This window comes from Wolbachia endosymbiont of Dipetalonema caudispina, assembly GCF_013365495.1.
Lineage (GTDB): Bacteria > Pseudomonadota > Alphaproteobacteria > Rickettsiales > Anaplasmataceae > Wolbachia.
In genome coordinates this window covers 744643-760691 of record NZ_CP046580.1, presented here as the reverse complement: position 1 = coordinate 760691, position 16049 = coordinate 744643, and the positions used below count along the sequence as shown (strand labels likewise).

The window sequence follows — 16049 nt, the reverse complement described above, 5'->3', positions numbered from 1 at the left end:
CTACGGGCATTTAAAATATCATTATAGTTACTTAATTTTATGCTACCGTCTTTACTTTGATATAGTTTATAATATTCAAAGCCTTTAAAGTTTTTTTTTATTAGTTTTCATTATTGTTCTTATTTTTATATTGTTCTGGCTTTTTTTTATGTCCTATAGTATAATCATAAAGTTTTTCTAAGAATTCTCGTCTATGTGATTTTGTTCTATAGAGAAGATTATGATTATAACTATATTTTCCTATAGAATCAACATTATGCTTCCAGGTAAATTTCATAGCATCTTCTATTGTATAACCTAAATGTGATCCTATATATCCTTTATAGTACTTTAAATACCTACTAATTTTTCTGTGTGTTATATCTTCTTTATCGACACCGAATGCTTTGTAAATTTTTTCTTCAAGTTTATTTACATCGTTATTAGATGATGTTGCAAATTTTGTTGTTTCAATAGTAGCGCTTACAAGTTTGCGTGATATATCAATAGTATGTTTGAGCGTGCTTCCTACTTTTGGTGTTCTATTTAGAAAATTAGCTGTGCCTCCAGCTAATCTATCCGGTAAATTAATAATCCAACTTCCTAAAGACTCTAATTTTCTACCAGTAAAATTTTGCCATAATTGTTTGAGTTCTTCTATTGGAGCGATTAAAGGTGATGTTGAATATATACTAGATATATTATATATACTAAACCCACCGCTAGCAATACTTGAGCCCATCTGTTGTACAAATTTACGTAAGGAAAACATTAAAAATGTAAGAAAAAATAGTACAAAGATTTCTCCTATGTTAATTAAATAGCCTCTTTGTATGTCTTGTATTCTTTGGTAATCGCTGTTTTCTTGATAATTTTTACAATTATCACAAATTTTGCATTTTTGACAGAATTTACTGTTAGGATCTTTATACAGTTCATGAAATTTTAGTATTTTGCAACCTTGATTTTCTATGATATTTTGTAATAAGGACTTTATTTCGCTTTTAAAAGCTGGTGAAATAATTCCTTTTTTATAATTTTCTATTATTATTTTATAGTTTTTGCATTTTTTTTCATGTTGTTGAGATTGACAGTAGTTCTTTAAGATTTTATTACTTATGTTACCTATTTTTTTTTCTATATTCTTGATTAAGAATAGGATATCACTCTTTTCTAGTGCGTAGGATAAACTATTTGTTAAACGTACTAAATCTTTTACACTACAGTTCTTATCAACTATTATATCATTTTCTCCAATATAATGATCTGCTGGACTATCTTTAATACCTGGAACTGGGTTAAAGAAAGGATAATCTATATAACGAAAACCTTTTTTGATATAGTTAGGTGGAAGGGGGATATAGCCAGCACCGCCAGTAAATTGTATTGTTCCTCCTATTCTACTTAAATTTTCTATACCTTCTATGTCTTTATCTATTTTAAGCTGAGTAGCCTCTCCAAGAGAATAGGGTATAAAGATTTGTCCTGGGGTCCAACCAAAGTATTGTTTATCAATAATGCAAAAATTGCTAAGTGCCCACCACCATTTTGGAGTACATAGTTTTACTTCAAGCCATTTATTATAACATACAGTGAAACCTAATTGTCTGTAGAAGGTATTCATTATGATTGAAGCTAGCAATGATAGTAAGGTAAATATCATGATAGATTGTAAACAGAAACTAATGCAGAATTTTATCCATCCTTCAAATATACCTTTGAGTGATGAAAATAGTATAGAAATTAGAAACAGTGGCATTATAGCTATAAGAAAAGCTATTCCTATAAAACCGAAGAGAAATATTATATAAGCATATACACATAGTAAGAAATATAAAGTTATTCCTATAAAAATGGCTGGTATCATAAGAATACTTGTCCATATTTGGTAATGGAAAAATGCTGCAAACTTTTTCCAAACGGAGTAAGAGAAAAACTTGTTGAACATTTCTTCCATGAATTTAAATAATTTAGTATAAGTTTTATTTTCTTGAGCAAGGCTTTCAGTATTGATATTAGGGGCAAAATTAGTAATTATACTTATTAAGTCTTCAAGACCTTTGATAAATAAAATGAGGAAATGATCATAGAAAAATTTAAAACTTCCAGGAGATATGAGTGTTGTTACTAAAGTGATTTTTATCATTCTAATGAATATATCATGCTTGGTTTCTTGTATCATGCCAAAAAGATAAAGAAGTGACGAGATTATTATGAATAATACAAGTAAAGAAAGAACGAAATTGTGAAAGCTTTTGCTTTTTTCAGCTATATTCTGAAATATAGTTTGTGCAACTGCAGGATCATTATTATTAAACTGCTTTTCGCAATTTTTGTTAATTAATAATATGCATTTTAAATAGTTATAAATGTAATCGAAAGATCCAGCAACATTTGGTTTTTGCACTCCGCTTAAAAATTCAAAAGAGTAGCCACCTATATTATTTTGGTAATATCTATCTAATATTTTTACGTATATTTTCCATCCTTTTTCTAACTCTAACATATTACAATTTCTATCTTTTAATTTAGTTTTATCACCTTTTTTTAGGATAAAAAGCCCACTTCCATTTTCTGCTGTAGAGTTATAACCTAGATGTATAGTGGGAGAGTGAGGATTGCGTATTAATTCTAAATTATTATTAGGGTTTGGATCTATAAATTCTTTCTTTCCAATAGCATTTATATTAGATCTTCTAAATAAAAAATAAGCACCGTGGCCATTAGTAAACCAGCATGGAGCACTAGTATTGTATGATACTATTATATTATTATCATTATTCTCGTTGATATGCTGCTTACGATTCATAGTGCAATTTGTATTAAGGTTACTTGAAAAGTTCTTTATACTGGATTTGTAGTCACTACAAATTGAATAAAAATCTGGTAAGCCATTATTGGCTTGTTCATTTTGGAATTTGGTTGCATATTTTATATGCTCTAATTTTTGTAAATCTTGACTGTCTTTATTTTTTTTCTTATTATTAATATTCCAAGATATCCATGCACCATTAATTCTTACTATTAAATCATCTCCATTAGTTTCTAGTCCTGTATCTTTCCATTTTACTACTTGATTAGGATGAAAACCATTATTAAGTTCTCCTGTATCATAGTCAATGATTTCTCCATTTTCTGGGATAAAAGCATCGTGATTATCTGGAAAATGAGCATTGACTGTAATAGGTTCAGGACCAAAGTAATCAGCAGATATACACCTTGGAAAGGGCATATCATTTTTATTACAACCTGTTATCACTGCATAAGCTGCAAGAAATATTAATCTAAAACAAAATTTATCTAAACGTGACTGCATATCTCAATTCTTTTAAGAATAGGAATAAATTTTACTTTAAGTAATTTTAAATTAAGTTTATATAAATAAAAATTATGCCTTCTCCTTGCTTAGTTTTTTCTTAATTTGAGATTATTGAGTATTTTCTTCTCTTTTGTTTTTGTTTTTTTAATACATTTTTGCTTTATTCATTTTGTGTATTTAGTTATTTATTTTTATTTGTATGTTGTAATCTATACTGCTTTGACTTAAACTCGATTTTTGATCGATTTTTATCTATTTTTTGCTTAATTTCCTGTATTAAGTTTTGGGTTTTATCATCAAGCCCAACAATTGATAATATAGATTGTGATGTACTGTGACTAACTGTGCTAACACTACCTACGATTCCCCAACCAGCACTAAATATTGTTTGTACTATAGTTTCTGATGTAGAGACAAAGACTTTCATTGTGCTAGCAATAATAAGATATATAAATACTTGAATTAAGTCTATAGGTAATGCTGCAAAATATCCACTACTTCTTTCTCCAATATTAAGTGCAACATCAACGCTAGTACTTGGATTATATCCGAGGGGTAATATCGATTTCATAATACAAAGATCATACGATAAAAAGTTTATGCTAATTAAACATTGATAGCATGCAGAAAAATTTGTAAGATTGTATAAAACTGAATATAAAAGTTGATTTAAAATAGATAAAGATGAAAATAAGATGACTGGCTGTATTGTAACATGAGCCAATGTTTTTATCCAGTTCTCAAACAGGGATTTAGTTTGTTGAAATAAAATAAATACAATAAATAAGGGGGTAAGTGATAGCAAGAACGTCACTAGAAAAGTAGATATTATATATCTGAATATAGAGCTAATAATGCATTTTAAGAATATAAAACTAGCATAAAGTATCATTAAAAAAGCGATAAAACCAAAAGGACCAGCAAGAATTAATGATAAAAACTTTAACCAAGTTTCTTTTGTAAATAAAACTCCTGTTGTTAAGTCTAAAAATGCAAATTTTCTACCACTATCACCTTCTCTTATGTGGCCAGAAACACTATCAACTAAGTAAGTACTGCCATCAATAAAGAGCTTGGATAAAGTTGTACCAAAAAATTGCCAACTTCTGTCACTAAAGGCAAAGGTTATAAATGCTATCTTTAATGTTTTAATAACGAAGTCAAATTTATTTAGCTGTGTTGTTCCAAGCATGTAACCAATAGTAGTAAATATAACATATAGTATAAGTAAGGCTTGCACTCCTTGAAAAAGACCTTTTGCATATCCTTTGTATAAATTTTTAATACTATTTCCAATTACTTCCTCTTTTATGAAATTGAGTAATTTGTTTAAACTTAATGAAACAAAATCATTAATCTTTTTTGTAACAAATAAGGTTATACTATATTTATTATTTTTATAGTATTTATTATTTTCGTCTATAATGTCATTTTTCTCTACATTGCTTACATCAATACCAAAATAAATTTTTTTAGATTTGTTATTTTTTAGATAGCTTCCATCTATTTCATAATATTTTACATTATTTTCTATTGTACTTAATTCTACGACTTTCTTGAAAGAATTATTATTTGTAGTAGGTATATTTTTTGGTAAATTATCTCCTAAATAAAGATACAATTTTTTACCGTCAGTATATTCACATGATTTGGTCGTTTTTACATAGTACCCGCCCCTATTAAGGTAATAATGACCATAATCTGCAATAGCTAGCATTACGCTACTACCAGGTTTTACATTATCATTTATTAGGTATTCATTATTTAATTTTAGGGAAAAGTTTTCAAAATTATCGCTAATTTTTGAACATATGTTATCTTGTTTTGCTCCTTTTCTTTCTGGAATACACTGAGTGCCTTGGGCGGTATCTTTCATATCATTACGCTTATTTTCAGGGAGATTTGTATCTTCTGTATCACTTATTTTTGCAATAAGAGCTTCAGCCCAGGAAGTATTTTTAGTGTTTAGTGTAAAGTTAATAATGTTAATTTGCTCTAGATTATCTCTATTTTTGCTATCCTTAAGCTTATCTTCAATTCTTTTAAGGTAAGAATATATATCACATTGATTATTTTTATGGTATTTTTGATATCTTATGGATGAGACACAGTTCCTATGTCCTTTTTTATATAAACCTACATTAAATATACCTTCTTTTGTATAGCATATGTTTTGATAGTAACAATTAAGGTTATAAGAGCTATATTTTTTTATTTTGTTAAGATAACAGTCTTTTTCTGTACACATTTGATCCATCCATCTTTTAATAGAGCTATGATTTTTTGCTTTATCAAAATCACAGTTTTTCTTATTGCATAGTGTGTCTAGACCTACTTTGGTCCATCGTAAATCTAATAATGCACCATTTATCCATGGATTTTCGTCTTGGATATAGCTTTTATTAAAATGTACTTTATTATCGTATGGTGTATAGCCGTTACCAACTAGTACTGTTCCTTTTTTAAAATTTTCTTTGTTAAGATACGGAAATTTTATTTCAGTTCTATTATCATGATTGTCTACACAAAAGAATGTTCCTCCATTAAGGATATCTTGTACCATGGCTTTTTTATTTCCTTCTCGAGTCTTATAGCAGTTATCGTCAAAGCTAATATCTTCTGGGTTATTGAAGTCAATTATTATTTCTCTGGGAACTAAGCTAAAGCTTAACTTGTCTCCAGGATTTACTTTAATTTTAGTATCAACATAACGTCTTTTGCTATGAAATTGGTTATTTCCAAGGCCTACATTCTTACATATTTCTTGTTCATTAAGGCCAGAATTGTTGATTAGTTCACTGCTATAGTTTGGTATTGAATCATCAGCACAAAATACAGCAGGTACAAGTGTTTTTTTTTGATTTTTTCCTTTTTTGAGGGGGCAAAAATTTATTGATCCATCAAGAGTAAATTTAATTTTTTCATTTTGGTTAATTTCTTGACCGGAATCAACCCAATAAATTTTAATTTCTTCATTATCTTTATGAACTGGGATATCTATATTGATGCTGGTATTTCTATTTTGTAATCCAGGTTCAACACAGTCTATAGTACAAGCAGTAATTACAAAATGTAGTATTAATAATAGTGATTTTTTATTCATGGTAATGGTTTTCCTGCTGATGTTTGAGAAGGTGTTAAACTTCGAGTGCCTTGTGGAATTTCGGGCCTTTTATTCAGTATATCTGGCCGTTGAATAGTGCTTCTTTTACTTAAGCCAACTATTTCCATTAAGCTTTGTTGATATTGTTTTTCAGGTTCACTCATTACATAAGTGTTAAACAATGAGTCAGATATTTTCGAGGAAGCTTCAATCAAAGCTTCCATAGTATAACTTAAAATAACAAAAGCTATCATAGCAGCAATATTAGGTGCATACTTAGAAACATATCCATAAAGGATACAAGGGTTAAGGATTTTTAGGTCAATATTAAGTATACACATGGAACAGGCTTCAAAGTCAAATATTGAATATATAATGTAGTCCATAGCTTGGCTTATTAATGATATAAAAATTAAAAGTATTGCTGGGTGGATTGCAAATTTTGCTAAATTTTTAATCCAGTTATAGAACATTTGTCTAGTGTAGGTAAACAGAAGGCAAATAATAAAGATAGGTGCTAAAGAAAGTAATAATGCAACTATTGTGATAGATGTAATAAAAGAGAATAAGGCGTTAAAAGTAGACAACACTATTTTTATCAAGCCCCAAATTACTAAGCAAAAGGCTATAACACCTAAGGGTCCAGAAAATATAAGAGATATTATTAATAGTATAGAGTTAGATGAAAAAAATCTATTCAATGGCGAATCTAGGAACTCAAAAATATTTGATGTTGTATTTCTAAAGTTTGCTATTTCTATTAACTGTTTTGGAGTGTTAATGAAAATAGAAAATGCGTTATTGTAGAAATAATTCCAGCTATCATTTCGCAATAATTGAGTAATAATTCCTATTTTTACACATACAATTAAAAACTCGTATATAGAAACATGAGTCAAACCAAGGAGATAATAAAAAGTATATAAGATTATATATAATACTAGTAGTGATACTATTGTAGATCTAATAGTATTTGTTTTGCTTGAGTTTAGAAAACTTTCATAGAGAGATTTGATAGCACTGATATCAGAAGTTACATCTTGATTGTTATAATAGCTAGAGCCAAAAAATGCAGCTTTTATCTTTTCGTCAAAAAAATTGTATATTGCACTAAAGGTTTTTATATGTAACTCTTTAGTTGTTAACTTGATATTAAGTTGACCTTTATTATTCTCATAATTGCAACCGTGGTCTTTTATTCCATAAAATATGGTGCCTCTCTTATTTTTTAACTTTTTTTTTAATTTTTCTATTTCTTGATTGTCATGAATTTTGCTAATATCAATAGATATATCTTCCTGGTTTTCACCAGGATTATTCTTGGGATGCTCATTAGAAACACGTATATATAAACTGTTTTCTAGATTAGGAACTTTTGTTACTCTTATATTAAATCCACCTTTGTCATTTTTATTGAAGCAGCTTTCATCATTTCTACTACATAAGCTGAAAATTAAACTTGGTGTTTTATGGTTACTATTTATCTTGTGATTACAATTGGTACATAGGCCACTACTAGGAATGTGTTCAAAATTTTCACCATCCATGTGAACTCTTAAAAATGTAATGTAAGTCTTTACTTGTTTTTCTTTCAGAGTATTATTAATAACTTCAATATTAGGTTGAAATATCTCGCCTATATTGTTATATTCAGTATATGCGCAATTTATGTTTCTATTGCTAGAGGGAAATTTACATATGTATCCACAAAGCAAATTTAAGATGTGTGTATCTACTTTATTTATTTGGCTTTTTAGAAGGTTATCACAATTTACATTTTTTTCTTTTATGGAGTTAATAATATTTTGAATTCTTTCTTTTCTTTCATCTTGATCTAACTTTGAAAAAGTTGGGTTCCAGTATTCCTTTCCATTTAACCATTTTGTTTTGTTACCTATTATATATTTGTTGGGACATATTGTGTATTGATCTTCCTTGTTCTCCCAAGTTTGACATTCATTTTGATTTAAGATGTGTGCAAAATATTCCTTTTCTTTATTATTGCATTTTTTATCAATATTTATATATCTAATTGTTTTATTTTCTTTGTCTTTGCATATTTTACTTCCAACAATACTAAAATTTAGTATATCGCCAGCTTTAAGTGTAAATTTTGATAATGTAATTTTTTTTGTTCCTGGTCTGATTGCAATATCTTCATATTGTGAACAAAAGCTGATCTTATTAGGAACTATATGGATTTCTGTTACTTTTACTTCATTTGAGATATGAATATTAGAATTAGTCCATTTTTGTTGAGTGGAAACTATGTCCAATTTTTCATGTAAGTTCAATAGGTTTTTTGGTTTAATACAGTAATCTTCGCAACTAGACAACAAAAAAAATGTTGTTATTAACAAAAATTTACGCATAGTTTTCTAGTCTTTAGTGATTAGAATGTAATTTCAATTTTATTACCACTTTAATCGTTACTAAGAAATAGTGTTTATTGGTATCATTAATAATTTTAATTAATGTAGTACTGAGATTTACAAAAGTAAATTTGAGTTAACACAATTATATTTTTATATCCTTTTTTTAGCTTTTTTAATAGCTTCAGTGGCATTTCCTAATTGAACTTTACCAATTGTTCCAGCAATAGCTTTAGTTGCAGAAAAAGCTTTTGACATCATTTTTCCAGGTATAGCACCAGAGCTCAATGCTGATCTTGGATTACCAGCAAGTTCTGCAGCCATGTTAGGAAGAATATTTAAAAAATGATAAAATAGAAATAATATTAGAGTTAGTTTTAATAATTCTTCGATAAGAGAACTGTTTAATTCCATGTATGTAAAGTCGAATAAACCAAGTATACTACTCTTTTTAAAGTTGTAGTTTTGCATCATACATGCAAGAGTAGTTTCATTTTTATTACATTCTCCATTTTTTAACTTGAACCATTGTTTTTTGTTGTTTAATATTGTAATTTCTTCTTTTTCAAAATGTAAATTTTTAAAATAAATTTTATCGCATGCTATGAACATAAATGATAAAAATGCAAAAAGCATGACTGGGTATAGGCTGTAGGTAATTAATTCTTTTAACCAACCATCAAAATATCCTTTAGTATATTGGAATAGAACCATAGGAATAAATAAAGGTGATAAAGTGATAATTACACTTAAGGCAATTAGGGATAAAATAAATACATAGCACATCCATAAAGTAACCATCATTATCATAATAGCCATAAATGTACAGACAATAGCTGTTAAAATTTGTCCGCCAGCGAGAATTATACCGATTATTGAACCTGTTACTAATAAAACAGGAGCACTGCCAAGTAAAATAGCTAATATTCCTACACTTTTGGTGTTAATTTTACCAGCAATTCCATCTAAAGGTGCTCCTAAGTAAAATAGAATTCTACAATCAAGCCTATCCCAAGGGGCAAGATAGATGTCCTTTCCATATTTTTCTGCTTTATAATTACATATGTTTTTACTCTCAAGTGATGACTTTAATACCATTTCTGATAAACTATTTGAAAGTATTGTTAACTCTTTATAATAATGAGACATGGTATTACCTGTTGTAAAATAAATTACTAAAGCAAATTTGATAATTAATATATATATTTCTTGTAAGCTATGTATCCCACCGGATATAGCTTTTATAGAGAATAATATTAAGGCTAGAACTAAAACAGCAGTGACAGTATTTTTTAGTTTTTTTTGTGCTATAGCTATGAAGCTTTCTCCATTTGGTATACCTTTACCTGTAACTAAATTATCTAACGATTCTTTAATACATTGTATTATCATGGAGGTTATGGGGATAGGAGCTAAAGATTTACTTCCAGCTTGATTGTAACAAGCTTGTGAAACGTAATCTTGGAAACACCCTTTATTGTCATAACCTATAAAGACTTTTCCTTCTTTCTCATTGTTTTTTATAATAGTTCTATAATCTTCATTAGAACTAATAGGGATTGGATTACCAATACTAAATTTTATTTTAGACTTTTCACACATGGGGGCAATTGGGTCAGGTGGTAATTCCGTGCATCCAATATTAACCCCTTGAGGCCAGGGGGTCATTTGAATACCAAGTGTGTTAATTTCGGCTAGTTCTACACATAATCTACCTATTTTTCTTACTGCTTTAAACATTGATCCATGTATGGTTTTACTTTGTCCAGCTTTGAGGACTTTACATTCTAAGCTACCATCAACTTTTGGTGACCATGGTCCATTTACGTATCCAGTATCTTTTTCTCTAATATCAAAGTCTATGTATCCAGGTTTATCTTTAAAATTAAAGTCGTTTATCTTAAAAAGATTACCGAATGTAAGAGGATTACGATGACATACTTCTATATATTCGCTATATTGAACACTATTTTTTGGCCAAAAATAATGTTTTTTATCGATGTTGACAACATTCCAATTAGTAAAATCTAAAATTTCTTTTTCTATTTGTTTTCCGTCTTTTCCAAATTTTTCTTTTAGTGTAGAAAAATATTCATCTTCTGTTTGGAAGTTTTTATTTGTTAATACACTATAATTTGTGTCTTTTAATATGAAATCTTTATACTTTCCTTCATGATTACGTGCAACTGGATGTCTAACGAAACTATGTTCACAGACTACAAGTCCTCCTATTGACTTCCAAAGTCCAATTATTGCAGTTATCATTGCAATGACAGCAAGACCAGTAGATAAGCCAACAGAGGAGATGATTAAAACAACACCAGTAAATATTGCACCAATGGCAATTGCTATTCCAGTAAGTGCTGAGGTTGTTTTAAATGCTTCACAGTCAGGGTTAGAAGCACGACTAAAGCTATCGGTAAAATTAAATCTACTAATAAATTTTGTTCTATCGGAATCACTTATCATATCTGCAAAAGTTGGATATGATAGTAAAAAGTCTGCATTTAATAAAAATACTGCAGTAAGTAATAGTGACAGTTTGGTTTTAAACATTTTTTACTCTCTGGTAGAAAATGGGTAACCACTTTTTGGGATCATTTCCTACTTCTTTTAATATATCGTGTAACAGTAGGATACTTTCTGCACGTCCAGATAATACATTGACTATGTCATCTAGATCTTTTAAGTCTACTCTAGCCACAACGGCATTAGCTCCTTGTTTTACTAAAAAAAATCTAGTACTTGGATCTGTGTGCTTGATTAGTATGTATTCACGTTCAGTTAACATAAAAACATCTCGATAAACGGTAGTAGCTTTTAAATTTGGTAAAAAAATTTGTGTTGCTGTTTGTTGTACAAGTGTATCACTAATGGTACTTTTGCTTGCATCTTCAACACTTTGGGTAGCGAAGATCACGAAAGCGTTTAACTTTCTCAGTACTTTTAACCAATCTTTTATTTTTGGTGCAAAGACTGGATTATCTATTAATGCCCACGCTTCATCAAGTACAATAATAGATGGGGTACCATCAAGAGATGTGCTGATTTTATGAAATAAGTAAATCAATACCGGTCCAAGAGCAACAGTATCTTTGAGTAAGCTAGCCATTTCAAAGCCAAATACCCTTGCTTTTGAAAAATCCAGTAGGTCTTCTTTATTATCGAATATTGCAGCATGAGAACCATCACTATGCCACATAGATATTGCTCCAGCTAGAGTTCCAGGGCCTGTAAGACCTAAAAATGGTACAAGATTTCTTAAAAATCTGTCTTCTTTTTTTAATTTAAAGTTCCCTTCAATTGCGTCATTAATTCTAGTAATATCTTCTGAAGTAAATTTATCATTATAAACCGAAATTAAAGATTTTATCCATTCCATTAAAAATGTTCTATTATCAGGGGTGTCATTGAGTTGTAAGGGATTAAAATTTGTTTTGGTTCTTGGTTCTATTAGAGTGTAGATGCCGCCAAGTGCTCTTAAAAAGATTTCTGCGCCACGATCTTTATCAAAGAAAAATATTCTTGGAGAGAATTTCATTGCTTGAGCACATAAGAAGTTCATTAAAACAGTTTTACCAGTACCAGTTGGACCAATTATCATGGTATGACCAACATCTCTTATATGAAAGTTAAAGAAAAATGGTGTACCAGATGTTGTGTCAAAAACTGTAACAGCATTTCCCCAGTGATTATTGAATTTATTACCTGTAGGGTAATTGTGTTGAGATACAAAGCCAGCTAAGTTAAGACTGCTTATTGTACCTTTTCTTACTATATAATCAAAATTACCAGGAATTTGCGCCCAAAATGCTGGTTCAAGATTAACTTTTTCACGGATGGGGTAAACACCACAATTAGAAAGTTCCGATTCTATTAACGATAAAGCATTATCTAATGACTTATGATTCTTTTCTATACATAGAATAGTTAAGTGATGTTCACCAAATGCAATTTTGCCACTCATTGCATCATCAAGTGCATGAGAAATTTCTGCTATTTGAGAAATAGCTTTATCATCGGATTGTATCATGCGATTTTGTTGTATTTGCATTTTTGCAATTGCTATTTGTCTGTTTGTAAATTGAAAGGATTGTGTAATGATGAACTCATATGGAAGTTGTAAAAAATGGTCAAGCATCCCTGCATAGGTATTATTTCCATATTCTTTGATGCTGACTATTCCAGCATATTTGCTTTCATTATGAGTTAAGACTTGTATAGTTTTGTGACCAAAGAATAGCCTATGTACTGGTAGATATTTCGATATTTCGGTTCTTAAGGGAAAAAGAGTGTTTGTGATAAAACCACAATTTACAATTCTAGATAGGAATTCCATTATTTCGCAAAATAGACCATTTTGTGTTTCTTTTACTCCAAGAATCTTAGGAGAATAATTTTTAAGGCTTGTTACTACACGGTTTGTTGTTTCTTCTAAGTCTTCATAAGTAGCGTACATGTCACTTTCCCAGGCATATTTTGAAGTTACATGCCCGAATTTTTTTAATAAGTATGATAAAAATTCTATCCCTTTTATGTCTGTTCTACGAATAATTGTAATATATAAGTCATTAATAAATGATTTTCTTGTTGAGAGCTTTTCTTTCCATTTAAGATTGACATAATTAGCAAAAAAATTTGGTAATTTTTGACTTGCGGATTCATTAGAAAAAATATTTTTTTTGCGTCTGATAGTATGAAAGTATAACCCAAATGTTGGAGAGGAAATGCTTCTTAGCATCTGATTTCTGATATTATTTTGTATTACTAAATCTTCATCGTCAGCTGTTTCAAACGCGAAGCCACTTAATTTTATAAATTTTACTAACCAGTTTTGTTTTGTTATTAGAGTTGTGCTATTCCAATAGTAAGAATAAGGTATAAATTCAGCAGTATGAACTTCTCTGTTTAAAATGGATTTATTTTTTGATTGAATAGCCCTGAATTTCAATATCATATAGATTAAGTAATATCGTAGGAATTGGCTCCATAGTAAAGACGGTTTAGACATCTTGAGCATTTTCCTAATTTTACTTTAAGTAGTTCAATAAACAACGGTTCTTTTGCAGAAGCTATGTAACCAAGTCCATGTATTCCGAATAAAACCAAGAAAGTTCTAAGATCATTTGTGTTAATAAAAATTAACATGCAAATTAAAACATTTAATATTGCGAACATATAACTTACGCCAAAGAGCATTGCAGGTCTTGTAAGACCTTTGAATAATTGATTTGTTTGTATGCTGCCTGTAGACATTTTTACCTTAATTAAATATATTCTAATACTAATTATTAGTACATCATTAATTAAAAATCCATTGAAATAAGTAGCTTTTTAGGTAAGATAAGTAATTTGATTCAGTTTTTAATGATAAGTTGGCCCTTTCAGGAAGCAGAAAAAATATTACAAAGATTTCCTGATAAGAAAGAGATAATATTTGAAACTGGCTATGGGCCTTCAGGTTTACCACATATTGGTACTTTTGGAGAAGTTTTTCTTACTACAGTTGTTGCGAATGCACTAAAAAAAATAGCTTCTGATATAAAGACTAAAATTATTGTAATTTCTGATGACATGGATGGGTTGCGAAAAATACCAGATAATATACCAAATCAGGAAATGTTAAGAGAACATTTAGATAAGCCATTAACCATGATACCAGATCCATTTGGTACTCATGAAAGTTATGGTCACCATATGAATTCATTATTATGTAAATTTCTTGATTTATTCGGTTTTGAATATGAATTTAGAAGTGCTACAGAATGTTATAAATCTGGTATTTATGATGAAAAGCTTTTACTTTTGCTGAAAAATTATGATAAAGTAATGAATGTAATGCTTCCATCATTCCGAGAAAAAAGGCAGCAAACTTATAGTCCCTTTTTGCCAATATGTTCGAGATTTTCTCAAGTTTTACAAGTTCCAGTAGTTGAAAAGGATATTAATAAAGGAACAATTACATATAAGGATACAAATGGAAGAAAAATAGAAATTTTGGTGACGAGGGGCAAATGTAAACTGCAATGGAAACCAGATTGGGGAATGAGATGGGCTGCATTTGGAGTGAATTATGAAGCTCATGGAAAAGATTTAGCTCCATCTACTGTACTTTCGAGTCAAATATGTGAAATTCTTGGAGAAAAACCTCCACTTCTATTTTGCTATGAATTTTTTCTTGATAAAGAAGGAAAGAAAATATCAAAATCAAAGGGAAATGGTATTTCACTCGAGGAGTGGCTTACTTATGCACCAACAGAGAGTTTAGCGTTATATATTTTTCAGAATCCACAAAAAGCTAAACGTTTATACTTTGATGTTATACCAAGATTAACTGATAAGTATTTAGAGCTTGTTAAGCATTATAATGAAAATAAAGAGAGATGTATAGATAGTCCTATATGGCATATTCATCAAGGCAATGTTCCAAGCATAGAGATTTCAAGTATAAGTTTCTCGTTACTTTTAAACTTAGCAGCGGCTTGTAACGCTGAAAATAAAGAGATTCTTTGGGGATTTATATCTACTTATGTGTCAGGTATCACACCGGAGAACAATAAAATGCTTGATAAATTAACAAATTTTGCAGTGAGGTATTATCATGACTTTATCAAGCCAACAAAAAAATATAAAGTTCTAAGTAAGAAAGAGAAAGAAGCGTTACTAGATTTAAAAAATGTTTTAGGTTCCTTACCTATTATGGCTACTGCTGAAGAGATTCAATCTCAGGTTTTTTTAATTGGAAAAAAAAATAATTATAGTAATTTGCGTGATTGGTTTAAGCTGCTTTATAAAGCATTACTTGGTCAAAAAGATGGTCCAAAAATGGGTTCTTTTATAAAGCTTTATGGAATAGATAATACAATTTTTCTTATAGATGATGCTATTAAGCGCACACTTTAAAGTTTAGTTTTGTCTATATACATGTTATATATTTTGTGAAATTTAGTGTTTTCCACTGTATAAGTGGAAACACATTTATAAATATTTTGAGTACTTTAAAGAGTATAAAATTGATGAGTAGTGTTTAAGTATTGGTTGTTCTAGATTTTTTTTACTTTGTTAATTAGTCTATTTTTGGATATTTAGAACTAAAGGAATTTAAAAGTTTTAAAGAGGGAGGGGGATGTTATGCTTAAAACTTTATTTGTAGATGGTTGCTTTAAAAAAAAGTATAATGTTAGTATACTTAATGCTTAGGTTAATAATAGTTATAATAAAATGAGAGTAAAATGTTTTATGAAAAATTTGTATAGTTAAATTATATTTAAATTTG

General features: G+C 29.1%; 7 protein-coding genes. 1 reads left to right on the top strand and 6 read right to left on the bottom strand.

Features of this window, described 5'->3' with window-relative positions; all coding sequences use genetic code 11:
- Nucleotides 1-100: 100 nt before the first annotated feature.
- From GOY14_RS02935 to GOY14_RS02910, 6 genes are all read right to left on the bottom strand, one after another.
- On the bottom strand, nt 101-3295 hold the full coding sequence (locus GOY14_RS02935) for a TrbL/VirB6 family protein (RefSeq protein WP_175809779.1): 3195 nt from the start codon (nt 3293-3295) through the stop codon (nt 101-103).
- A 184-nt stretch (nt 3296-3479) separates the two neighbouring features.
- On the bottom strand, nt 3480-6401 hold the full coding sequence (locus GOY14_RS02930; RefSeq protein WP_175809778.1) for a TrbL/VirB6 family protein: 2922 nt from the start codon (nt 6399-6401) through the stop codon (nt 3480-3482).
- The gene (locus tag GOY14_RS02925) at nt 6398-8773 is read right to left on the bottom strand and encodes a TrbL/VirB6 family protein (protein WP_175809777.1); all 2376 of its coding nucleotides are present in this window, start codon (nt 8771-8773) and stop codon (nt 6398-6400) included. The genes GOY14_RS02930 and GOY14_RS02925 overlap by 4 nt, the downstream gene beginning before the upstream one ends.
- Before the next feature lie 153 nt (nt 8774-8926).
- The gene (locus tag GOY14_RS02920) at nt 8927-11329 is read right to left on the bottom strand and encodes a TrbL/VirB6 family protein (protein ID WP_175809776.1); all 2403 of its coding nucleotides are present in this window, start codon (nt 11327-11329) and stop codon (nt 8927-8929) included.
- Nucleotides 11322-13727: a VirB4 family type IV secretion/conjugal transfer ATPase gene (locus GOY14_RS02915; RefSeq protein WP_175809894.1), complete on the bottom strand. Its 2406-nt coding sequence runs from the start codon at nt 13725-13727 to the stop codon at nt 11322-11324. The genes GOY14_RS02920 and GOY14_RS02915 overlap by 8 nt, the downstream gene beginning before the upstream one ends.
- Nucleotides 13728-13735: 8 nt before the next feature.
- Nucleotides 13736-14029 (bottom strand): type IV secretion system protein VirB3, encoded by a 294-nt coding sequence (locus GOY14_RS02910; RefSeq protein ID WP_175809775.1) that lies wholly within the window; start codon nt 14027-14029, stop codon nt 13736-13738.
- 111 nt (nt 14030-14140) lie between these two features.
- On the opposite strand from GOY14_RS02910, the gene GOY14_RS02905 reads away from it, so the two are divergent.
- The gene (locus tag GOY14_RS02905; protein ID WP_175809893.1) at nt 14141-15676 is read left to right on the top strand and encodes a lysine--tRNA ligase; all 1536 of its coding nucleotides are present in this window, start codon (nt 14141-14143) and stop codon (nt 15674-15676) included.
- Nucleotides 15677-16049: the final 373 nt, after the last annotated feature.